The 22324-nt window shown below is 45.3% G+C and carries 20 protein-coding genes and 1 tRNA gene; 16 read left to right on the top strand and 5 right to left on the bottom strand.

Going from position 1 to position 22324, the window contains the following annotated elements; translation table 11 throughout:
• Nucleotides 1-7 precede the first annotated feature (7 nt).
• Nucleotides 8-289 carry a hypothetical protein gene (locus AS888_RS26680; RefSeq protein ID WP_061141142.1) on the top strand — a complete coding sequence of 94 codons (282 nt, stop codon included), beginning with the start codon at nucleotides 8-10 and terminating at the stop codon, nucleotides 287-289.
• 184 nt (nucleotides 290-473) lie between these two features.
• Here AS888_RS26680 and AS888_RS05285 read toward each other — a convergent pair whose 3' ends face one another.
• Nucleotides 474-950, bottom strand: coding sequence for a helical membrane plugin domain-containing protein (locus AS888_RS05285; RefSeq protein ID WP_061141141.1), 477 nt, complete (start codon nucleotides 948-950; stop codon nucleotides 474-476).
• A 17-nt stretch (nucleotides 951-967) separates the two neighbouring features.
• Nucleotides 968-3907 carry a formate dehydrogenase subunit alpha gene (fdhF, locus tag AS888_RS05280; RefSeq protein ID WP_061141140.1) on the bottom strand — a complete coding sequence of 980 codons (2940 nt, stop codon included), beginning with the start codon at nucleotides 3905-3907 and terminating at the stop codon, nucleotides 968-970.
• A 324-nt stretch (nucleotides 3908-4231) separates the two neighbouring features.
• On the opposite strand from fdhF, the gene AS888_RS05275 reads away from it, so the two are divergent.
• The 11 genes from AS888_RS05275 to AS888_RS05225 all read left to right on the top strand — a co-directional run bounded on the left by AS888_RS05275 (nucleotide 4232) and on the right by AS888_RS05225 (nucleotide 13592).
• Nucleotides 4232-4594, top strand: a complete 363-nt coding sequence (locus AS888_RS05275; protein WP_061141139.1) for a Na-translocating system protein MpsC family protein — start codon at nucleotides 4232-4234, stop codon at nucleotides 4592-4594.
• Between the two features lie 91 nt (nucleotides 4595-4685).
• Nucleotides 4686-5558, top strand: coding sequence for a LysR family transcriptional regulator (locus AS888_RS05270; protein ID WP_061141791.1), 873 nt, complete (start codon nucleotides 4686-4688; stop codon nucleotides 5556-5558).
• Between the two features lie 153 nt (nucleotides 5559-5711).
• On the top strand, nucleotides 5712-6638 hold the full coding sequence (locus tag AS888_RS05265) for an AEC family transporter (RefSeq protein WP_061141138.1): 927 nt from the start codon (nucleotides 5712-5714) through the stop codon (nucleotides 6636-6638).
• 266 nt (nucleotides 6639-6904) lie between these two features.
• A complete protein-coding gene (locus tag AS888_RS05260; RefSeq protein WP_061141137.1) occupies nucleotides 6905-8026 on the top strand; it encodes a sensor histidine kinase in 1122 nt (373 codons plus the stop codon).
• 12 nt (nucleotides 8027-8038) lie between these two features.
• Complete coding sequence (locus AS888_RS05255) at nucleotides 8039-8647, top strand: response regulator transcription factor (protein ID WP_061141136.1); 609 nt, start codon at nucleotides 8039-8041, stop codon at nucleotides 8645-8647.
• Nucleotides 8648-8731: 84 nt separating this feature from the next.
• A complete protein-coding gene (gene msrA, locus AS888_RS05250) occupies nucleotides 8732-9253 on the top strand; it encodes a peptide-methionine (S)-S-oxide reductase MsrA (RefSeq protein ID WP_061141135.1) in 522 nt (173 codons plus the stop codon).
• 109 nt (nucleotides 9254-9362) lie between these two features.
• Entirely contained in the window at nucleotides 9363-10058 is a 696-nt protein-coding gene (locus AS888_RS05245; protein ID WP_061141134.1) for a response regulator transcription factor, read from the top strand.
• A complete protein-coding gene (locus AS888_RS05240; RefSeq protein WP_061141133.1) occupies nucleotides 10055-11410 on the top strand; it encodes a sensor histidine kinase in 1356 nt (451 codons plus the stop codon). Before AS888_RS05245 ends, AS888_RS05240 begins: the two co-directional genes overlap by 4 nt.
• 65 nt (nucleotides 11411-11475) lie before the next feature.
• Nucleotides 11476-12024: a PepSY domain-containing protein gene (locus AS888_RS05235; RefSeq protein WP_061141132.1), complete on the top strand. Its 549-nt coding sequence runs from the start codon at nucleotides 11476-11478 to the stop codon at nucleotides 12022-12024.
• 402 nt (nucleotides 12025-12426) lie between these two features.
• Nucleotides 12427-12497, top strand: a tRNA-Cys gene (locus AS888_RS05230).
• A gap of 606 nt (nucleotides 12498-13103) precedes the next feature.
• Nucleotides 13104-13592: a tetratricopeptide repeat protein gene (locus AS888_RS05225; protein ID WP_061141131.1), complete on the top strand. Its 489-nt coding sequence runs from the start codon at nucleotides 13104-13106 to the stop codon at nucleotides 13590-13592.
• A 225-nt stretch (nucleotides 13593-13817) separates the two neighbouring features.
• Here the strand turns inward: AS888_RS05225 and shc are convergent, their stop codons facing one another.
• The 3 genes from shc to AS888_RS26085 all read right to left on the bottom strand — a co-directional run bounded on the left by shc (nucleotide 13818) and on the right by AS888_RS26085 (nucleotide 18043).
• Nucleotides 13818-15713: a squalene--hopene cyclase gene (gene shc, locus AS888_RS05220; RefSeq protein WP_061141130.1), complete on the bottom strand. Its 1896-nt coding sequence runs from the start codon at nucleotides 15711-15713 to the stop codon at nucleotides 13818-13820.
• A 159-nt stretch (nucleotides 15714-15872) separates the two neighbouring features.
• Nucleotides 15873-17528 (bottom strand): M14 family metallopeptidase, encoded by a 1656-nt coding sequence (locus tag AS888_RS05215; protein ID WP_061141129.1) that lies wholly within the window; start codon nucleotides 17526-17528, stop codon nucleotides 15873-15875.
• 266 nt (nucleotides 17529-17794) lie between these two features.
• Nucleotides 17795-18043 carry a DUF1450 domain-containing protein gene (locus tag AS888_RS26085; protein WP_221408565.1) on the bottom strand — a complete coding sequence of 83 codons (249 nt, stop codon included), beginning with the start codon at nucleotides 18041-18043 and terminating at the stop codon, nucleotides 17795-17797.
• A 347-nt stretch (nucleotides 18044-18390) separates the two neighbouring features.
• Here AS888_RS26085 and AS888_RS05205 point away from each other — a divergent pair, with 347 nt between their 5' ends.
• The 4 genes from AS888_RS05205 to AS888_RS05190 all read left to right on the top strand — a co-directional run bounded on the left by AS888_RS05205 (nucleotide 18391) and on the right by AS888_RS05190 (nucleotide 22185).
• On the top strand, nucleotides 18391-19341 hold the full coding sequence (locus AS888_RS05205) for an ABC transporter permease (protein WP_061141127.1): 951 nt from the start codon (nucleotides 18391-18393) through the stop codon (nucleotides 19339-19341).
• A complete protein-coding gene (locus AS888_RS05200) occupies nucleotides 19334-20281 on the top strand; it encodes an iron chelate uptake ABC transporter family permease subunit (RefSeq protein WP_061141126.1) in 948 nt (315 codons plus the stop codon). Before AS888_RS05205 ends, AS888_RS05200 begins: the two co-directional genes overlap by 8 nt.
• Nucleotides 20275-21033 carry an iron ABC transporter ATP-binding protein gene (locus AS888_RS05195; protein WP_061141125.1) on the top strand — a complete coding sequence of 253 codons (759 nt, stop codon included), beginning with the start codon at nucleotides 20275-20277 and terminating at the stop codon, nucleotides 21031-21033. Before AS888_RS05200 ends, AS888_RS05195 begins: the two co-directional genes overlap by 7 nt.
• Nucleotides 21034-21240: 207 nt before the next feature.
• Nucleotides 21241-22185 carry a siderophore ABC transporter substrate-binding protein gene (locus AS888_RS05190; protein ID WP_185113052.1) on the top strand — a complete coding sequence of 315 codons (945 nt, stop codon included), beginning with the start codon at nucleotides 21241-21243 and terminating at the stop codon, nucleotides 22183-22185.
• Nucleotides 22186-22324 lie beyond the last annotated feature (139 nt).

Genomic DNA, 22324 nt, shown 5'->3' with positions numbered 1-22324 from the left:
GTGACTTTTGCAATATAACATTCCAGTAATTCCGATCCATTCATTCATTGTCATCAGCAATCCCCAAACAATCATACGTACCTCTCCTGAAAACCGTACGCTCCAGTATAAAGTCATTCATCGCGAGGCGCTTCCCGCTATAATTAATCAACTCGAAAATTCCATGAAAGAATCGATTTTAGATGCTAAAGCTTTAAAGAAAGCTGTTCGCGTCATCAATAAACAGCATATCGATGCCGATTTTTCCATGCTTGAACGATACAAACTTTCCGAAACTATTTTTATTTAATCGGCCCGACTATCACGAATCGGCAGCTGCGGGATTTTTTGAATATTTCCTCTGCATCCACTGCAACGCGAATCCTGCAATCATTGAACCTGACAAGCCGTGGCGTGAATAAGGGGAGGGAGTATAGCCTGTTTTTTGATGAGTGAAAAAAGAGGCTGACCCTAAAAAGAGTCAACCTTCCTTCCTATTCCTTCAATTCCTTGCCCATTCCCTTCAGGAAGTGGACGCCGAAACCGATCGCCCGGTTTATGTCGGGATCATTCAACGTTTTCATTAGATCGAGTACGCCGATTTTCTTTTCGCTTTGGAGGAATTTGTTTCCTTCGTCGATTCCGGCGAGTGCACTTTTCAGCAGTTTCGTCGATTGTGCGGCATCGGCTTTCATCAAGGCCCCTGTTGCCCCCATAACGGTATTGATCAGGTTTGTGACAGGTTGTCTTGTGACTTGTTCAAGGGCGATTTTGGCAATCTGTTCTTTTCCTTGAAGCATCGAGGTCGCAGCTTCGAATACTCCGGCGCCATTCAGTTCATTGACGATTTTAAACATATGGTTTAAGGCATCTTCATTATTGGCGATCAGTGTTTTTAGTTCTTCTAGTTTTTGGAGCTTTTCTTCTTCCTCCGTAAGCGGATTATGGATTTCCGTAATGGGAGCTGCCATGAACATCACCTTCCTTGTTATTTTTCCGTTAAATGAACATACCCTGGACGTGCCCACTTCCGCTCAACCTCGACTCCATTTTGGGGATGTCGTTTTTTATTCCGTGGATTTGTATCGGGCAGCGGAGTATCGCCGCTTGCGCATAACACTTCCATGCGGACCATCGTCTGTTTGTATGCCGGCGTGCTTGTGCGCTGATCGTAAATGGGACCGGTCAGGAAGTTAATGGCAGAGTCTTTATCAACGGAATTCATCGGTAAAAATAGCTCGTTGTTTTTTACTCGATCCGTGATCAGCACCTTTAATTTAACGGCTCCGAATGGTGACACCAAGCGGACGAGCCCGCCATCGCCGACTTTACGCTCACTAGCCAGCTTAGGCGAAATCTCAACGAAAATATCCGGAACCTTTGCTTGGATTCCAATAGATTTATTCGTCATGTTTCCTTCATGGAAATGCTCCAGCATCCGCCCGTTGTTGATGTGAAGATCGAATTCCGCTGGGAACTGAGCCGGCTCGACCCAATCAGATAGTGCAAAACGGGCTTTCTTATCGGGAAAGTTAAAACCATCTACATAAAGGAGCGGCGTGCTTGCTCCGTCATGGCTGCCCCAGAGGAAGCTGTTCCAGCCTTCGAGCACACCATAATTGGCTTGGCTGAAAATCGGTGAAAGGCTTGCCATTTCATCATAGATTTCACCAGGATGTGTGTAATTCCAATCCGCTCCCAACCGTTTGGCGATCTCTTGGGTGATCCACCAATCCGCTTTAGCGTCTCCTAGAGCAGGCAGAGCTTGGTATAGACGCTGTACCCGACGCTCCGTATTGGTGAACGTGCCCTCTTTTTCAAGCGAGGGCACGCCAGGTAACACGACGTCTGCATATTGAGCGGTCCTGGAAAGGAAAATATCTTGTACCACGAAGAAATCCAAGCTGGATAATACGTCATGAACGTGGTTGGCATCCGAGTCGACAAGTGCCATATCTTCACCGACTAGGTACATCGCTTTCATGTCGCCTTTTTCAATGGCGTGAAGCATGTCGATATTGTTCATGCCTGGTTTGCCATCGATTTTCACACCGTAAGCCCTTTCGAATTTGGCGCGGGCCGCATCATCGGAAATATGCTGGTATCCGGGAAGCCATGTCGGGAGGGTACCCATATCGCAAGCGCCTTGGACATTGTTATGGCCGCGAAGCGGATAGGCACCGGCTCCAGCGCGGCGGTAGTTTCCTGTAGCCAGTAAAAGGTTGGAAATGGCGGCCGACGTGTCGGAGCCTCCAGTGTTTTGGGTTACACCCATCCCCCATAGGATGCAGGTCCCATCGGCATCACGGATCAATTCAGCAATTTGGATCAATGCTTCTTTTGCAAGGCCTGTGTGCATTTCAGCATATTCAAGGGTGTATTTCTCAAGTACTTCCATATAATCGTCGAAGAAGTTCACATTCTCATCAATGAATTCCTGATCATGCCAGCCTTGGTCGATCATATATTTGGTAACCGCCATCAACCAGACCTGGTCCGTGCCCTGTTTAGGGCTGATGTGAATATCGGAACGCTCCGCCATTTCATTTTTCCTGATATCGGCTACAATCAGTTTTTGGCCGTGAAGCTTATGGGCCCGCTTCACGCGTGTCGCCAGTACAGGATGCCCTTCAGCCGGATTCGCCCCGATGATGATGACCAAACCAGCCGCGGCGATATCCTTGATCGTTCCGGCATCTCCGCCCATTCCGACTGTACGGAACAATCCGTCTGTAGCAGGCGATTGGCAATAACGAGAGCAATTGTCGACGTTATTCGTCTCGAATACTTGTCGTGCCAGCTTTTGAATGACATAGTTTTCTTCATTCGTGATCTTGGAGGAAGAAATGAAGCCTACGGAGTTGCCGCCATGCTGTTGTTTGATCGAACCGAATCTTGAGGCGACCAGGTCCAATGCTTCATCCCAACTCGATTCGATGAATTTGCCATTTTTCCGAATGAGCGGCTTGGATAAACGTTTCTCGGAGTTTACGAAATCCCAGCCGAATTTCCCTTTGACACATGTGGAAATCGCATTGACGGGAGCTTCATGAGTCGGTTGGATTTTAAGGATTTTCCGGCCCTTAGTCCAGACCTCGAATGAGCAGCCCACCCCGCAAAACGTACAGACCGTTTTTGTCTTCTTCGTCCGTTTCTCACGCATGGCCGCCTCGATTTCCGAAAGGGCGAAAATCCCGCTGTACCCAGGCTCCACTTCTTTGACAAGGTCAATCATGGGTTCGAGCAAATCGTTTTTGATACCTGACATGAACCCAGCCTCACCGAGCATTGACTTCTCCATTAATGCATTGCAGGGACAAATGGTTACACACTGTCCGCAGCCGACACATGATGAGCTGTTGATTTCGGAGCCTTCATCCCAGATGACCCTTGGGCGATCGGCTTCCCAATCGATGGATAGTGTCTCGTTGACCTGAAGGTTCTGGCAGACCTCGACGCATTGCCCGCATGCAATGCATTGATTGGCATCATAGCGGTAAAATGGATGCGACATATCGACATCGGCCAATTTCACTTTCGGTGTGTAAGGGTATTTTTGGTGTTCAATTTCCATTAATTCTGCCGTGTTGTGAAGCGTGCAATTGCCGTTATTATTATCACACACTGTACAGTATAAGGAGTGGTTTTCCAGGATCCGATCCATTGCTTCGGTTTGGGCTTCTTTTGCTTTGCTCGAGTTCATGGCAATATCCATCCCGCTCACGGCCACGGTCGAACAGGAGCGGACGAGTTTCCCATCGACTTCGACAATGCAGGTGTCACAGGTCTGGATCGGATCGACCTCGGGGACATAGCAAATTTGCGGGTGGGCTAGCCCATTTTGGTTGATAACCTCAAGTATCGTCAATCCGGCTTTTGCCGTATAATCCAAACCATTGATTTTAAACGTGCTCGTCGAATTGCTCATAGTAGTTCCCCCTTTTTAGCAAAAACACAACAAAAAACCACCATGAGCACACCTCCGCCTCTAAAACGTTGGTGTAGGTCATGGTGGAATAGTTTAGTAGCAAAACTTGCCAATATACCAATCATACCATTATGTATGGGCGATGAAAAAGAAAGAGACGCAACAACCCATTATTGCATGACCAACTTTCATCCCTGATATTATACCTTTATTTACAAAAAGATACAATACTGCCCAGCAGCGGACGTTCGCCAAATCCCTTTCGTTTTTGAGTTTCGTGATTTATGATAAGGAAAAAAGAAGGCGATTTGGAGTGAGTGCATGATGTCAAAGGTGATTCACGAATTCAATGATATGATCCGTAAGCTGCGCAAGGAACTTTTCGGGAAGGGGCCGGAACGGATCCATACTGTTTTCGTTGAGAATATGGCCGTCACCACATTGCATGGGAATTTAACCCCGACGGAAATATTCATATCCAGCACAGAGGAAGGCAGGGATATGGTCCATTCTGCACGAACAAAAATGATTCAGGATGTATACTCCGTAAATCCTCCGGATGGAATGGAAGAACTGGTGGGAGCCAAGCTTGTTCATCTGTTTTCCGATTTTAAAGTGGAAGAAAATATAGCGATCTCCGTATTCGTTTTCGACAAGGAAATAGCGGGGAAGCATAACGGGCAGTGATCACGGCATGTTCCATGCATGATCACTGGACAAAGTCCTTTGTATTTGTAGGGAATATACCTACTTGAAAAAAGCGATCGGGGGAAGGTCCATGAATGAAAGGGATTGGCATATTTTAAAGATATTGCATGAACATAAGAATATCACTAAAACGGCGCAAAGCTTATATATCTCGCAGCCTTCTTTAACGAAAAGGATCCAGCAGATGGAGAAGGAGTTCAATTTGAAAATTGTCGAGCGGGGAACAAGGGGAGTGCAGTTCACCCCTCAAGGGGAATATTTGGCGATCTGTGCTGATGAGATGCTGATCAGGCTGAGGCAAATCAAAGAGACGGCGTTCAATATGGGACAGGAGATCAGTGGCACATTACGGCTGGGCGTCTCCAATTATATTACGCTGCATAAGCTGCCCGGATTGCTGAAAAAATTTCGTGAATTATACCCGCAGGTGGATTTCCATGTGACTACAGGCTGGAGCAAGGAAGTACTGAACCTCATTTACAAGGAAGAAGTTCACGTCGGGATCGTCCGGGGCGATTATCAGTGGTCAGGAGCTAAGCATCATCTTTTTGAGGAGACGATTTGCATTGCTTCCAAGGAAAAAGTCGAAGTCGGGGACCTGGCTTCATTGCCGAGAATCGATTACAAGACCGATGCACTCCTGAAAACGATGATCGATGATTGGTGGAGGAATAATTTTCAAGGCCCGCCGTTAGTTGGGATGGAGGTGGACAAAGGGGATACATGCAAGGAAATGGTCAAAAATGGCCTCGGGTATGGAATCCTTCCCAGTGTTTTATTGGAGCACGACCCAGCCCTGAGGCAGTTGGACCTGAGGGATGAGCAAGGAAACCCGCTTATCCGGAATACGTGGATGTTATATCATGAAAAGTCCCTCGAACTAAAGCTGGTCAAAGAGTTTGTCGAATTTGTCGAGGGCGTTGATTTCATGAGGGATCTATAGGAGGAGCGCAGAAACTTCTGTGCTTTTTTGTCATTCCGTTTTTGAATGGTTATCGATAATTTATTGGTATTTTGATTATGGTACACACAGGATTATGATGGAAGGAAGGTAGCAATCAACAGGAATCAGCCTAAGAAATGGAGAGGAAGTCAAGTGAGTGTCCTGTTTTTGATCGTATTGAATGTCATTGTGCCGGTCTTTTTCCTGATAGGGGCTGGAGCCATTCTTCATCGTAAATTCAAGCTCGATATGAATACATTATCTAAATTGAATCACTTCCTGCTCATGCCGGCCATCAGCTTTGTCAATATTTATCAAAGCGATATCGGCGGGGGGATGGTTGTCCAAATATTTAGCTTCCTCGCCCTGCAAGCGGTAAGCCTCATCATCGTGAGTACCGTGGTTGCCAAGCTTGCCAGGTTCGATCAAAGTCTCTCTGCCACGTTTAAAAATAGTGTGGTTCTGAATAATTCAGCCAATTTCGGACTGCCCGTCAGCCAGATGGTTTTTCATGGGAATCCACTTGGCCTGTCGATCCAGGTCATCGTGATCATATTTCAAAACCTGTTGAGCTATACCTACGGTTTGATGAATTCCGTTTCCGTCCATACAAAAAGTGTAAAGGGGGCCATTCGGGAATTTTTGAAAAACCCAATCATTTATGCTCTCTTACTCGGGTTTCTTTTACAGGCTGCGTCCTTTGATATCCCTTTGTTTTTATGGACCCCGATCGATAATATCGCCAGTGCATTCATCGCCATTGCCCTGATCACCTTGGGTGCACAGAGCGCCTACTTGAAAATAACGCATTTCCCGCTTCCGCTTATCCTTAGCTTGATTGGACGGTTGATCCTTTCTCCATCCATCGCGTTCCTGATCCTTCTCATGCTGGGCTTGGAGGGGACTGTCGCCCAAGGGTTATTTATCGCAAGCTCATTTCCGACCTCAAGAAACAGCGCATTATTCGCCTTGGAATATGACAACCACCCGGAGTATGCGGCACAGGCCGTCCTGATGTCCACCGTATTCAGCTGCATCACGGTAACATTGGTCGTATATCTATCGAAAATATTATTCTAGCAAGGCCTGCTTTTCACGAAAAAGTCCCTGAATTCAAAATCAAGTGCCTTTGCAGCAGGAAACGACATTCATCCTCGGATCGAGCTTGAAATCGCTTCGTGTTTGACTGCATGATGGAGAAAGCAAGACGTTTGTTAGCTTTAATGAAGTCAAGCAGCGTTCAAGAAAATTAAATCGTACGCAAAAAACCATTCGAATTCCATTGGATGGTTTTTTGCTGATACTTCTTAGTATATACTAGGAATAAAAGAATTAGAGGCGGCGCCATGCAAAGTTGGTATCATATCTTTCCGAAGAATACGGGGCTAAGCCCGTATGTCTGGATCATTTTTTGTATCCTCCCTTTTTATTTCATTTTCAAATCTTCATCGATGCTGGAGATTGTCTTTGGGATCGTCATGATCATTTTATTCTTCATTTCTTACGGTCTCTCTTTCGTGTCTAAGGGATGGCCCGTATACATGTGGACGGCGATACAAATCATCATCTCGATATCGATGACCATCTTTTTCGGCTATATTTACTTTTCCCTTTTTTTGGCATTCTTCATTGGCAATGTTCAAAATAAGGTTGGATTTTTCGTTTTATATTCCATCCAGCTTTTAGCTACCATCGTTTCCGTCAATATTGGCTTCATCATGAAGGACCCTACCTTCTTTTCGCAGTTTCCCTTCATGCTGATTTGTGTAGTGGGCGTGATCCTTCTTCCATTCAACACGTATAATCGCAATAAACGGGATAGACTGGAAGAACAATTGGAAGATGCGCATAAAAGAATATCAGAGCTGGGCAAGATGGAGGAACGTCAGCGGATTGCCAGGGACTTACATGATACACTTGGACAAAAGCTTTCCTTAATTGGCTTGAAAAGCGACCTCGCAGGTAAATTGATTGATTTAAAACCGGACTCTGCCAAGAAAGAAATCAGGGATATCCGCCAAACGGCTAGGACGGCTCTCAAGGAAGTAAGGGAAATGGTATCGGAAATGCGCGGGGCCAAGCTAAGCGATGAAATCATCCGGGTCAAGCAAATACTGAAAGCGGCAGAAATAGAATTCAGTTTGGAAGGGACCACGGAACTGCAAGATACGCCATTGCTTGTTGAAACGGTTTTAAGCATGTGCTTGAAAGAAGCCGTGACCAATATCGTCAAACATAGCCGTGCCGACTCCTGTCATATCGTGATAGAGGAATTGCATACAGGCGTGACGATCAAAGTCGAAGATAATGGCGTGGGCCTTTCACATAAATCGGAATTTTATAAAGGCAATGGCCTTCAAGGGATGAAGGAAAGGCTTGAATTCGTGAACGGCAGTCTGGATATTCGTTCCACTGATGGAACGACACTGTATATCAGGGTTCCGAATGCCATAAAAAATAATGGATAGGTGGGGTTAGCATTGATTTCAATCGTAATTGCCGAAGACCAGCGGATGCTGCTCGGCGCGCTAGGCTCTATCCTCGATCTGGAAGAGGATATGGAAGTTGTCGGAAAAGCGAGCAACGGGGAAGAAGCAATGGAACTCGTCAAACGTTTGCAGCCGGATATATGCATTACCGATATTGAGATGCCTGTAAAAACCGGACTGGATGTTGCAGAAGAAATCAAGAATGAGGGCAATCAGTGCAAAGTCATCATCTTGACGACTTTTGCGCGGCCTGGGTACTTTGAAAGGGCGAGGAAGGCAGAGGTAGGTGGATACCTACTAAAGGATAGCCCAAGTGAGGAGCTGGCGAACTCGATCCGGGTCATCATGGATGGCAGGCGCATTTATGCCCCTGAGCTGGTGGATATGGCATTTGAGGAGGAAAACCCACTCACTGAACGGGAGTGTCAGGTGCTCAAATTGATCGCCGATGGCAAGAATACGAAGGAAATCGCCAGCCAGCTATATTTAACGAATGGAACGGTCCGAAATTATATCTCGATCATACTCGACAAGCTAGATGTAAGCAATCGTGTTGAAGCGATCGTAAGGTTCAAGGAAAAAGGCTGGTCAAAAGATTGACTTTGGGAACACCGAAACATACAGCGGCAGGATTGAAGTATGGTATATTGATTCTTATTACATAAGGGAAAGGAGATGACCAACATGCATAAAGCCACATTTGCTGGGGGCTGTTTTTGGTGCATGGTTACACCATTCGAGGAACAACCGGGGATTGGAGGGATCGTATCCGGATATACGGGAGGACATGTTGATAATCCGACTTACGAGGAAGTGAAGACGGGAACCTCAGGACATTATGAGGTCGTGGAAATTACGTTCGATCCCCAATTGTTTCCCTATGAACGGCTGTTGGAATTGTATTGGCAGCAAATTGATCCAACCGACGACGGCGGTCAATTCCATGACAGGGGGAGCCAGTATCGGACGGCCATCTTCTTTCATGATGAGGCTCAAGAGAAACTGGCCAGTGAAGCGAAGGAGAAGGTGGCAGCGAGCGGGAAGTTCGCTAAACCGATCGTGACCGAAATCCTTCCGGCCCAAACCTTCTATCCGGCCGAGGACTATCATCAAGGCTACCATAAGAAAAATAAAGAAGAGTACAAGGCGGATCGAGCGAAATCGGGACGTGATGAATTCATTGACCAGCACTGGGTTGGCAAATAAACCGGATCGGATGTGTTTCGCATCCGGTCCGGTTTATTTGCCATATCATGAGATTTCTCATGATATTTTCATTTTTCTTCAGTACACTAAGGGGGAGGTGGTCGTAACGATGAATAAAAGGATTTTAATAATAGAAGATGAAGAAAAAATTGCAAGGGTGCTGCAGCTTGAACTTAATCATGAAGGCTATCGGACGGAAGCCGCTTATAACGGGAAAACAGGCTTGGAGAAAGCGGAAAGTGAAGAGTGGGATTTAATCTTATTGGATGTGATGCTGCCCGAGCTGAATGGCATAGAAGTGCTTAGGCGTTATCGGAAGAAGAATGCCTTCACGCCAGTCATCCTTTTAACGGCAAGGGATGCCGTTCCTGACAAGGTGAATGGGCTTGATCATGGAGCGAATGATTACGTGACGAAGCCGTTTGAAATCGAAGAGCTGCTGGCACGGATCCGTGCTTGTTTTAGGGCCAATGTCCAGACGGGCCAGCCTGAAGGAAGTGCGGATGAACTTACGGTCCATGATCTGAAATTGAATCTTGGCACAAGGGATATCCTGAGGCAGGGGAAAAGGATCGAGCTGACTTCCCGCGAATTCGACTTGCTTGTGTACCTGTTGCAAAATAAAAATCAAGTGCTGACAAGGGAGCAAATCCTTACCCATGTTTGGGGATATGACTTCGTAGGCGATACGAATGTGGTTGACGTATATATCCGGTATTTACGCAAAAAGGTGGATTACCCCTTTGAATTACAGCTCATACATACGTATCGCGGTGTGGGCTATAGCTTGAAGGAGCCTTTATGAAGACTTCCGCAAAAATTCAATTGTATTCCAGCCTTTTTTTAAGCATCATGCTGGTTTTGTTGAGTGTCATCGTTTTATGTGCTTTCCTTTGGATATCCGTGGAAAGGGAAGAGGATGTGCTGGAAGATCAAGCTTCGTTGATTGGAGAAAACATCGTCGATAGTGATTTGACAGCAGGTGATGCCGGTTTACTGGAGGCTTATACACCTGACGATGCCATGGTGCGCATATTCGGCACGGATGGAAGCTTGATCAAGTCGTTTGCGGATGACGAGGACCTCCAGGGGTTGGCGGTACCGTCCATAAGCAAGAAAGGATATGATTTTACCAAGGTCGACGGGGAATATGTCCTGACCTACCGCTATCCTTATCCGGATGAAGGGAAGAAATTGGGGATGATCGAAATCACCCAGCCGCAGGACACCCTCCTTGATCATTTATCGACCCTCGCACTCGTATTGGGTGGTTCCTCCCTTTTTGTCGTTTTGTTATCGGTCCTTGCAGGCAAGTGGCTGGCCAAGCTTATCCTTAAACCGATATCGATCATGAGCGGAACCATGTTGGAGATCGAGAAGAGCGGTGAATTCAAACGGATCCCGCTAGCGGGTCGATCCAAGGATGAGCTGCAGGTAATGGGGGAATCATTCAACAAGATGATCGGAAGGCTGGAGCGAAATTATGACCAACAGCAGCAATTCCTCTCGGATGCTTCCCATGAATTGAAAACGCCGATCACGGTCATTGAAAGCTACTCCTCCTTATTGAAACGCTGGGGAATGAAGGATGCGGCGATTCAGGAAGAGGCGGTGGAGGCGATCCATCATGAAGCCCTCCGGATGAAACAGCTGACGGAGCATTTGCTGCAGGCGGCTTCCCAATCGGACCCTACTGTCGATACGGAGGAAGAAATCGAGCTTATTTCGTTTTGTGATCAGATTGCCCAAACGTTTAGACGGACGGGCCATCGTGAAATAAAGCTGCAATCCGAGGTTAAGGAAATCCAGGCAATGACCATTCCCGGTAAGCTTGAACAGGTACTGGTCATTCTCCTCGACAATGCAATCAAATATAGTGATTCCGGTATAGAAATCATGATAAAACGGGAGATGGATGATATCTTCATCAGCGTGAAAGACCAAGGTCCAGGGATATCACCAGAACATCTGCCTCATGTATTCGAACGTTTCTATCGAGTCGATTCGTCGAGAGCAAGGAAAACTGGAGGGAATGGTCTCGGGCTTTCCATCGCCCGATCGCTTGTCGAGTCATTCCATGGTAAGTTGGGCATCGAAAGCGAGGTCGGAGAGGGAACAGTGGTGACTATCATCCTTTCTCATCGAATTCTAATCTAACCCTCATGCTCGTTTCATGAAGGATGGTTATTCTTAAGGTAACAAATTAAAGGAGGAACTCATTCATGAAAAAGCAGTGGAGTACGATAAAGGAAGGCATCATTCAACGGAAAAAGATGATCGTGACGGTGTCCGCAGCCACGGTATTGCTGTTTGGCGGTGCCGCAGGAACGGCGGTATATGCAGTCAATAAAGGGGCCCTATCCGAGGATGAGGCTGTCAAAATGATTTCGGATAAACTAGGCGGGGAGGTTACTCAATTCGAGAAGGATTGGGATCAGCCAACGACCTATGAAATGACCGTTAAAACGAAAGAAGGCTATCAGGACGTGGACGTCGATGCTGAAAAAGGAGAGATTCTTTCTCAGGAGCCGGAAGATGCCGACGATGAAGATATGAGCACGGAGCAAGCGGTGGAAAAAGCAAAGGTCAGCATGGATGAAGCTGAAAAGATTGCCTTGAAAAAGGTGGATGGGCAAGTGACGGACGCCGAATTGGATTCGGAAGATGGCGGTCTTGTTTATGAATTGGAAATCAAGCAAGGTAAAAAAGAATATGATGTAGAAGTCGATGCAATGACGGGAAAAGTATTGAAAACCGAGTTGGATGATTAAACAATAAAATGATTCCTGCCGTTTGCAGGATCAAAGCTTCGGAATGATTTCATTCCGAGGCTTTTTTTTCATTGGCTGATTTTTTTGCGTCGGTTGCTCAGGGTTCTGGAGGATTTGAACATTGACCGTTCCATTTCAATGCGGTCGCTCGCTTTCCGCGGGCGGTCCGGAAGTCTCCTCGGCGCTTGTGCGCCTGTGGTGTCTTCCCAGGACTTGCACTGCCGCAGGAGTTTCGCGCCCTCCGTTCCATTCCACTGTGCTTGAAATTAAACTAGACTCCATTACCCATCGCCGTAAAAGGAGTATGTTTCATGGGTAAGTTTTATAATTTTATTCACATTTATGATGGAGCGGCATAATGTAAAGGTAAGGTCATATCATTTGTTATTTCCATGATGACACGGCGGCATAGCCAAGTGGTAAGGCACAGGTCTGCAAAACCTCTATCATCGGTTCAATCCCGATTGCCGCCTTAAAAAGACATCTCCTATCGTTCTGGAGATGTCTTTTACTTTTTATTGTTTTTAACTTCCAACTTAGGAAGGTGTGAAAAATATCGCTTAGAAGATACGCGTCCTACGGAGACCTGGCTTGCGTAATTGACCGAAGATCGGACCGCCTCTGGAAAGCTTAGTGCGTTCAGCGGAATAAGACGGACAATGTGCACTCAAAATGATGAGGAATGGAAATCTTATTTCGTTTTCACGCGGAGTGGAATGAAACGGAAGGTGCGAGACTCCTGCGGGAAATGCGGTCAAGGTGAGACCCGCAGGCGCATGCGCCGAGGAGGCTCGCCGACCGCCTCTGGATAAGGGAGCACCTGCAGTGCAATGAAACGGTTTAAAGTATACCAGCCTAAACAGTGGGGACTCGGAATTCCATATCGTTGTTCACGCAGAGATCATCGAAACGGAAAGCGAGTGCCGAAGCAGCGATTAAAGTGGGAAATCTTTTAAGAATGATTGTGGAATGTTTTCTATCAACCCTTTCTTCCTTTTTAGAAGAATGAACCAGGAAATGGTGGTGTGCCTACCGAAAGAGGGGGATGTAAGTACTTTCATTCAATGGAGGAATGTCGGATGGAGAGTTTAGCGAGGGCACTGTCCTTAAGAGCAAACAAAGAATATGAACAATCGAGTCAGGTATTGCAGGAGTTGGCGAAGCGAGATCCCGGCGATGCAATCATCCGGTATCACTGTGCCTGGAGTTTGGATATCCTGGGACTTGAGGCGGAAGCGGTTCCGCACTATGAAGCGGCCATCGGACTGGGATTGCCTGATGAGGAAGCAAAGGGTGCCTACCTAGGCTTGGGAAGTACATATCGCACCATCGGGAAATATGCGCAAGCAAAACGGACATTGGAGGCGGGTCTGGAGAAATTTCCTGGTGACAGGGCTCTAGTGGTATTCAGGGCGATGGCCCATTATAATTTGGGGCAGCATGATTTGGCCATGGAATCTTTATTGAAAGTGATAACGGAAACCTCGAATGATCGCGAAATTCAATCATATGCAAGGGCGATTGAATTTTATAGCGATAAACTGGATATCGTTTTCACGGAAAAATGATCAGCCATCCCCAAATTATCCACATAGGGTATAAAAAACAAGATGTGAATGACGTTACGCACAAATTTTATATGGATTAATCAACAAAATGGCACGTTTAGTCAAGGTATCGGGCAAATAGATGTGGATAACCCGGGATTGTGGATAACATTTCTGTTTCATTCCGTCCTTTTCCACAGGTAATCCACATATTCACCATTTTTGCTAAAAAAACAGCAGGGAAGGTTAAGCATTCAGGAATTTGTTTTTGTAATGGCTTAAGGCCAAAAGCGGATAGATATAGCGATAGCTGTGATAGTGGATATATAAAAAATCCGCCATTGCCTGCCCAACAGGATAATCATCGGTCCAGCTGCCGGCTTGACCGGAGCGGATCAGATAGGCGATGCCCTTCTCTATTTCCGCTGTCGGTTCTTCGGATACCGATATCAACGCATCCACCGCCCAGGCTGTATGGGTCAGGGTACTGGCACCTAGCGGAATATACCGTTCCTTGATGTCACTGTAGCAGGACTCACCCCAGCCGCCATCTTTATTTTGGATTTTCTTCAACCAAGCGGCTGCTTTTCGGATGGAATGATGTTCACTTGATTGCCCTGCTGCCTTCAGGCCAGTGAGGGCAGACCATGTGCCATATAGATAGCAGATTCCCCAGCGCCCATACCACGAGCCATCACGCTTCTGGTCGTGCAACAGCCAGTCGATCGCTCTTTTGCTTGCTTCCTCAGGCTTCTTCATGTTTGTATAATTCCCTAGAAATTCAAGCGTCCTTCCGGTCAAGTCAGCGGTCGAAGGGTCTGTCAGGAGATACTTGGAACCTTCCAGAGGCAGTAGCTGGAGCCATGTATGGTCGTTGTTCCGCTCGAAGGCAGGAAATCCGCCATCGTCATTTTGCATGGAAACGGTAAAGGAGACGCCGCGCTGCCAACTATCCCGTTTATCCGTCGCTTCACGGATTTGGTTAGAGAGCGCCCGGAGCGTGGATGTCGTATCATCGACATCCGGGTTCATCGTATTCAAATCGGAAAATCCCCAGCCACCCGGGATTGCGTCAGGATTATGAATCAACCAATCTCCATACATATAATGCTGGCGTGACAGTAAATATTGATTGGCGGCGTGAACAGCCTCGTCTTTAAATGAGATGCCTGCTTCTTGAAGTGCGTAGCTGATCAATGAGGTATTCCAAACATCTGCATTCGTAAATTGGATATGCGTCTGACCATCAATGGAACAAGCCATCCCCTTCAATCCTTCCACTGCCTTGACGATCACCGGATCATTTTTCGAATATCCAATGGAAAGGAGTGCAAAGATCATGAAGAAGGTGGAACCGAAATAATTATAAAGCGTTCCGTCCGGTTCAATTCTATCGAGCATATACCGTTTCGTTGAATCCAAGGCCAAGGAATGCAAGTAATCGGGAAACCCGATCAATGCTTTGACGCCGGATTGAATGGTGGAGAAGAATGAGCGATATTCTTCCGTCCGATATTCCTCCCATACGTGCTCCTCGGATCGTTCCTCCCTAGACAGGAACAAATCTTTTAAACTGGGAGCGTTGGAGCTCTTGATCTGAAACCGTTCATGACCAAGTAATAGGATGGGGATCATATTGACGCGCCCATATACGGAAAGATCATAGATGTTGACGAAAAAGGTTGGCGGCAGTAAGACAGCTTCAAGAGGAATCGGGAAAAAGCGCGGCCAGTTATATTGCCCGGTGACCGTGAGCATCATTTTGGTCAATGCTTTGGCCTGCTTGATCCCGCCCTTGGAAAGAATGAATTGTTTCGCTTTTCTCATATGGGGATCATGTTTAGTTCGGATGCCGCTATAGAGCAGACCATAGTAAGCCTCGATCGTTACCGTAACATTCCCATCCAGTTCGTCCGGGAAGAGCTTCCATGATCCGTTTCCGGTTTGCCTGCTTTCGATTCGTCTTACTAGAGCTTCTATAAGAGGAGGATCTTCCATATCAAGGATTTTTAATATGATGATCATATAGGCATCTGCAGTTATCCCGGTATCAAATGGATAATTCCACGAACCATCAGCGGATTGGTCCTGCTTCAAGCATTGAATAAGGCGGTCGATTTCCACTTGTACTTTTTGGCTCAAAGATGTTCCCCCTTAAACACTTTTTAATTAATATATATATTCGGAAGTCGCCGGTGCATTCGGGAAATCGGATCGTTTAAAGCATTTCAGGATGGGGGAACAGAAAACGCCTTGGCGATATAATCAGCCAAAGCGTTTTTTTTTATGAACCAAGATCGATCATTTAGCGGGTAACGAGGATTGGTGCATATAGCGGTAAACCGGAAGTTCCTTCCCTTTTACAGCAGGGATGAAATTGAAGGTCACATAACTGTCTATCCCTTCAGGCTCGAGCGCCAGGGAGATGAAATTGGCATCGGCCTGGGCCATATCGAATACATAGCTCCCTTTTGGGAAATCACGTTTCTTCTTTGTTATGTCGGTGGTGACTGCCCTTGTCGCATGTCCGCTTTCCAGTTCCGGAGATACCTTTATATCCCTGACTTTGTAGCCTTCAACAGATATTTTCATCGGTTTTTTTAATTTTTTCACGTCTACACCCAATAGCTGAAGTTTGTTGGCGATTTCTTTATATTCAGGCGGAAGGATGTAGGCTGTCGGGCGATCCCTGACAAGGGTAGGGTAGGCATCGGTAGAATCGAGCCAATCGATTGGGGTATTGACCAATTTTGCCTTCGCTAGATCGACTACTGCCAGCCGTTGATTCTTGACTAACTTATTCTCGCTGGCAATGACAATCTTGTCCTTATCATTAGCCTTTCTGCCTTTTTCGACGACTTCATGCTCTGCCTGTTTGACCACTTTTTTTACGGTACGTGCCTGATCGGCGGCCGTTTTAATGAATGCTGCCTGCGCGGTGGCCTGGGCAAAAACCCGCCGTTTAAAATCGGTCCGGGCAATATTGATGCCCCTTGTTTCAATTAAATAGGTCATCGTATTTTTCAAACCGAGGGCGTTTCTGCCGATGCGGGCCTCGGTGCTCCCTTCAGTAGCGGTAAGGACGCCGGCATTAGAAGTATCGAGTGTATAGTAATCATGATAGGAGAGCTTTTCCTTTTTCAACGTTTTAAAAACATTCGGTAAAAGCAGCTCATCCGAAGCTTTTCGAAGCGGCTCCGGTATATTCAGATTCTTGGCTGAGGAGATGAGTAGATCATAGGAAGAGATCGATCCATTTGCGCCTACCTTTTTAAGGGGAGCCGGATTGACGGTATATTCATGTACATCAAGAATGACTTCAGGCTCATAATCATCGATCGCCTGATGGATCTTCTGTACTTCAGGATATTCCACTTTTAAATAATCGCGATTCGCATCCATATCATTGGCCGTATATCGTTTGAAATAATAAGAGCCATCTGGATTGACGCGCGGAACGATGGCTACATTCACTTTCTCGAGGACATCGCCAAGCGTACCATCTGCCAGCCATTGGGCAAGGACTAATGTTGATTCACCAGCTGCGGGTTCATTCCCATGAATTTGGCCTTGGATCCAAATCAATGGTTTGTGGCTATCCTTCCGCGGATTTTTTGAATCCTTACTGAAAAGTAGCATCGGGATATCGCGTCCCTCCGTGGATTTTCCTATCGTCTTGAGATGGATGTTCTTATTTTTACGGGAGAGGGATTTGATATAACCAATCAATTCTTCTTGGCTTGTAAAGGCGATCTTGTCTTGCTTAAAGGCAGGGGTCTTGAAAGATACGGAAGGTTCTGGGAAAAGATAAGAGAGATCATCAGGTTGAATATAGCTTGGGCCATTTCCGTAATAAGGGGTGAATTCTTCTGCCTTGGCGACTGGACTCTGGCCAGGCAATCCAGTGACAAGACCTAGTGTGACCGCTGATAAGATGGTTGGAATGATTTTTTTCACGAAGCTCCTCCTTGTTTATCTTTTTCCATAAATTATCATATTTTTCACTAGGTATACAGTATAAAAGAAAGATATGGTAAAAAACAGGGAGAATCTACTAGATTGATAAGGATATTGCGTGGCTTCTGGCCCGGTAGGGGTACTCAGCTTCCAGGCCATTCCCCCCTTATGGAATGGCTGAATAGCAAGCCCGCAAGTGAAGATTGATTTTGTTCACCCAGCTGAAAATGAAGAAAATGCGAATCAGCCTTTGGCTTGACCCGCATTTATTTTAAAGCTTCTTGCAATTGGTCCAATAGATCATGTGAATCCTTTCCACGCATGATCTGGCCGTTCACTTTTGCATAAGATGTTTCCTTACATAACTTGCATTCACTTAAGCATTCATATTCCTTATATTGAATCCGTGGATTGGCTAGAAACTTACCATATTCAGCGATCGTTTGGTCGGTAGTGAAGCGGTCCAGGTTATTTTGGCAAAATTCAATCTGGATTTTTTCTTTTTTGGTGAACATTTTGGAAAGGAAGGTTTTCATCATATCGCTTCTTTCGTTAGAAGAGTAAATATTTGTTAGTTTGATTTTATCATTTCCAGGAGATAAATGCATGGATGGATTATCCAACTTCATTACAATATGACTAGCTTTAATTAATAAAAGTAATTCCTTTGTATATATTGACACATATCTAAGAAGTGTTAGAATAAGGGTGACCTTGATAATGATAATGAATCTCATTATCAAAAAAATAACATTTGTAGTAGGAATAAGAACATAAGACAGATAAATAGTCTTAATTCATATATTCTTAATTAAAAATAGTATCGCTGTATTTACTGAGATAGGAAGAGTAGGGAATGTAGATGAAGATAAGATATTTAGTTATTGCTTTAGTCATTTTATCCTTTACTTCATTGTTCATTGGCGTAAAGGATATTACCCCCCTCGATTTATTGGACTTAACCGATGATAAAGTGCAGATCATGCTGCAAAGCCGTCTCCCCAGAATGGTTACGATCATCATTGCCGGAGTGGTGATGAGCATAAGCGGACTGATCATGCAGCAATTGAGCCGCAATAAGTTTGTTTCGCCCACCACTGCAGGTACGATGGATTCTGCAAGGCTTGGCCTCCTGCTTGCCCTTATCATCTTTCCATCAGCCGCCCTTATCGAGAAAATGGTATTCGCTTTCATATTCGCTTTGGCAGGTACCTTCTTGTTCATGAAGATTCTTGATCAAGTCAAATATAAGGATACGATCTTCATTCCATTGGTTGGGTTGATGTTTGGCAATATCGTCGGTTCCATCTCGACCTTCTTTGCTTACAAATATGATTTGATCCAAAGCCTCAATACCTGGATGAATGGCGATTTTTCGATGATCATGTCGGGAAGGTACGAGCTTATATATGTTAGTATCCCGTTAGTCATTCTCGCCTATTTCTTTGCCAATAAATTCACTGTGGCAGGCATGGGCGAGGAGTTCGCCATCAACCTGGGGCTCAATTATAAATTCGTCGTCAACTTCGGCTTGGTTATCGTGGCCTTATCCTCGACAGTCGTTTTGCTGACGGTTGGGACCATACCTTTCATAGGATTGATCGTACCGAATATTGTATCCCTTTACCTTGGTGATAATTTGAAAAACAGCCTTTCTCATACAGCGTTGCTAGGGGCCGTGTTCCTATTGTTCTGCGATATTCTGGGCAGGATCATCATTTATCCATTTGAAATCCCGATCGGTCTCGTGGTGGGTGTGATAGGAAGCGTCGTATTCATCTATCTGATAATGAGGAGAAAGGCATATGAATAATAAAAGTAAGATCATCATCTTAGCCGTTCTTGCAGCGGTCCTGACGGCAGGTTATATCTTTTGGGATCTTGGTCCGAACTGGGATTATGCACTTCCGAGAAGGGTCATGAAAATTCTCGCCATCATTGTGGTAGGCTGCGCAATAGCCTTTTCAACCGTGATTTTCCAGACGGTCACGAATAATAAAATCCTGACACCAAGCATTTTGGGATTGGACTCCATGTATATGCTGATCCAGACCGGAGTGATTTTCCTCTTTGGTTCTACGCACATCCTGATCATGAATAAAACACTTAATTTCCTGATTACGCTGACTGCGATGCTCATTTTTTCCAGTTTGCTGTTCAAATTCATGTTCAAGAAAGACCGCAATATTTACTTCTTGTTGCTTATCGGGATCATCTTCGGGACACTATTTGGCAGCATGTCTTCATTCATGCAAGTGTTAATAGACCCGAATGAATTTCAGATCATCCAAAATAAAATGTTTGCCAGCTTCAATAATGTCAATACAGATCTATTAACCTTGGCCATCATCCTCATGATAGCGGCAATGATCTATTTCATGAGATTTTTGAAGTATTTGGATGTCATGTCCCTCGGGAGGGACCAAGCCGTAAACCTGGGTGTCGATTATGATTTTGTCACGAAACGGGTCTTGATCGTCGTGACGATCCTGATATCCATTTCTACTGCCCTGATCGGCCCCATCACATTCCTCGGGTTACTTGTTGCCAATGTGGCTTACCAATTCATTAAATCCTATCGCCATAAACACATCATCCCGGGGGCGATGCTGATCAGTGTGATTGCCTTGGTCGGCGGTCAATTCATTGTAGAGAGGATCTTCACATTCTCTACTACCCTAAGTGTGATCATTAACGTCATTGGCGGAGTGTATTTCATCTATCTTCTATTAAAGGAGAATAAATCATGGTAGAAGTGAGAAATTTATTCAAAAAATATCATAATAAGACGGTGGTCGAGGACGTTTCCCTTGAAATCAAGAAAGGGAAAATCACTTCCTTCATCGGTCCCAATGGGGCGGGGAAAAGTACCGTCCTTTCGATGATCAGCCGGCTCATCACCCGTGATTCGGGGGAAGTCCTGATTGATGGGAAGGATATGGGGACATTCACTAGCAAGGAGCTTGCCAAAAAAATCGCCATTTTAAAGCAGGCGAACCATATCAATATCCGGTTGACGATTCGTGAACTCGTCGCATTTGGCCGGTTCCCATATTCACAAGGTAAACTGACTAAAGAGGATTGGAAGTATGTCGATGAAGCGATTGAATATATGGAGCTTGCCGACATGCAGGAGAAATACCTCGACCAGCTAAGCGGCGGGCAGCAGCAACGGGCATTCATTGCCATGGTCATTGCCCAGAATACGGAGTATGTCCTTCTTGACGAACCTTTGAACAATCTGGATATGAAGCATTCCGTTCAAATCATGAAGGTATTAAGGCGATTGGCAGATGAACTTGGGAAGACGGTCATCATCGTCATCCATGATATTAATTTTGCCTCCTGCTATTCCGATTATATCGTGGCATTGAAGGACGGCAAGGTCGCCCATAATGGGCCTACCGAGCAAGTCATTAATTCCGATGTATTGAAGGAAATCTACGATATGGATATTGAAATCCAAAATATCAACAACAATAAGATTTGTGTGTACTTCACATAAGCACCAAACCAATCGGTTTTTAATTACTTCAGTAATCGTAGCCGTTCCATAAGCACTTCGCACATTCAGTTGGCTGTAAAGAGTTGGCGGGCGCCCAAGATTATAGCCGCCTCCTGTTTCAGGGAGAAGTGGCGAAGGTGATTGTGTGATGGTGAGGATGCGTAAAGTGATTTTAAATAAAAAATATTTTTCGAGGTGACCAAAATGATAAAGAAAATATCTGTATTGCTTTTAATTGCAATGCTGGCTGTAGTGGCTGTGGCTTGTGGATCAGATAAAGATAAAGAAGAAACAGGTCCGAAAAAAGAAAGTGCCAAAAGCGAAGAAATGACCGTTAAGCACCAATTAGGCGAAACGAAAGTGAAAACGAATCCTAAAAAAGTTGTGGTATTCGATATGGGTGCCCTTGATACTCTTGATAAATTTGGTGTGGAAGTGGCGGCCGTCCCTCATGATGGACTTCCGAAATACCTTTCTAGTTATAAAGATACAACAGAGAATGCAGGCGGGTTAAAAGAACCTGACTTCGAAAAAATCAACGAGCTGGCTCCGGACCTAATCCTGATATCTGGCCGTCAATCTGAAGCATATGAAGAATTAAGCAAAATTGCGCCAACAGTTTTTGTAGGTGTCGATACGACAAAGTATATGGAATCCTTTAAAGAAAATGTAACGCTTTTAGGTAAAATCTTCGGTAAAGAAGACGAAGCAGCTAAAGAATTGGCAACTGTTGAAGAACACATTAATGCATTGAAAGAAAAAGTTCCAGCTGATAAAAAAGGCTTAATCGTTCTTGCAAACGGCGGTAAAATAAGTGCATACGGCCCTGATTCAAGGTTCGGAATCATCCATGATGTATTCGGAGTGCCTGCTGTCGATGATAAATTGGAAGTGTCTACACATGGTCAAAGCGTTTCTTTCGAATACATTGCGGAAAAGAATCCAGATTATCTATTCGTTGTCGATAGAGATGCGGTTGTCGGTGATGGCGCAGCAGCAAAAGAAACAGTGGAAAACGATATCGTGAAAAATACTAAAGCATTTAAAGAAGGTAACATCATTTATCTTGACCCTAACTACTGGTACCTATCCGGAGGTGGACTTGAATCCGTTGATGAGATGGTGAATGAAATTTCTAAAGGCATCAAGTAAGGGAAACATAAGCAAAGCCTGTCCTCGATTGAGGGCAGGTCAGACTGTAGACAAACTCGATGAAAATCGAGTTTGTCTATTTTTATGGCCTGTACAATTTAGACGTTGATTTCCACTCCAGGCACTCGCTTTCCGCGGG

The sequence above is a fragment of the Peribacillus simplex genome (genome assembly GCF_001542915.1).
GTDB lineage: Bacteria > Bacillota > Bacilli > Bacillales > DSM-1321 > Peribacillus > Peribacillus simplex_B.
The sequence above is the reverse complement of the archived record's forward strand: the minus strand, read 5'-3'. Positions and strand labels throughout refer to the sequence as shown.

Excerpts from the sequence above, each read along its gene's own strand:
- fdhF (WP_061141140.1), bottom strand. The coding sequence starts at position 3,907 with ATGAGCAATTCGACGAGCACGTTTAAAATCAATGGTTTGGATTATACG.
- AS888_RS05205 (WP_061141127.1), top strand. The coding sequence starts at position 18,391 with ATGAAGATAAGATATTTAGTTATTGCTTTAGTCATTTTATCCTTTACT.
- AS888_RS05285 (WP_061141141.1), bottom strand. The coding sequence starts at position 950 with ATGGCAGCTCCCATTACGGAAATCCATAATCCGCTTACGGAGGAAGAA.
- AS888_RS05260 (WP_061141137.1), top strand. The coding sequence starts at position 6,905 with ATGCAAAGTTGGTATCATATCTTTCCGAAGAATACGGGGCTAAGCCCG.
- AS888_RS05240 (WP_061141133.1), top strand. The coding sequence starts at position 10,055 with ATGAAGACTTCCGCAAAAATTCAATTGTATTCCAGCCTTTTTTTAAGC.
- AS888_RS05200 (WP_061141126.1), top strand. The coding sequence starts at position 19,334 with ATGAATAATAAAAGTAAGATCATCATCTTAGCCGTTCTTGCAGCGGTC.
- AS888_RS05195 (WP_061141125.1), top strand. The coding sequence starts at position 20,275 with ATGGTAGAAGTGAGAAATTTATTCAAAAAATATCATAATAAGACGGTG.
- AS888_RS05270 (WP_061141791.1), top strand. The coding sequence starts at position 4,686 with ATGAATGAAAGGGATTGGCATATTTTAAAGATATTGCATGAACATAAG.
- AS888_RS05225 (WP_061141131.1), top strand. The coding sequence starts at position 13,104 with ATGGAGAGTTTAGCGAGGGCACTGTCCTTAAGAGCAAACAAAGAATAT.
- AS888_RS26085 (WP_221408565.1), bottom strand. The coding sequence starts at position 18,043 with ATGTTCACCAAAAAAGAAAAAATCCAGATTGAATTTTGCCAAAATAAC.
- AS888_RS05275 (WP_061141139.1), top strand. The coding sequence starts at position 4,232 with ATGTCAAAGGTGATTCACGAATTCAATGATATGATCCGTAAGCTGCGC.
- AS888_RS05235 (WP_061141132.1), top strand. The coding sequence starts at position 11,476 with ATGAAAAAGCAGTGGAGTACGATAAAGGAAGGCATCATTCAACGGAAA.
- msrA (WP_061141135.1), top strand. The coding sequence starts at position 8,732 with ATGCATAAAGCCACATTTGCTGGGGGCTGTTTTTGGTGCATGGTTACA.
- AS888_RS05245 (WP_061141134.1), top strand. The coding sequence starts at position 9,363 with ATGAATAAAAGGATTTTAATAATAGAAGATGAAGAAAAAATTGCAAGG.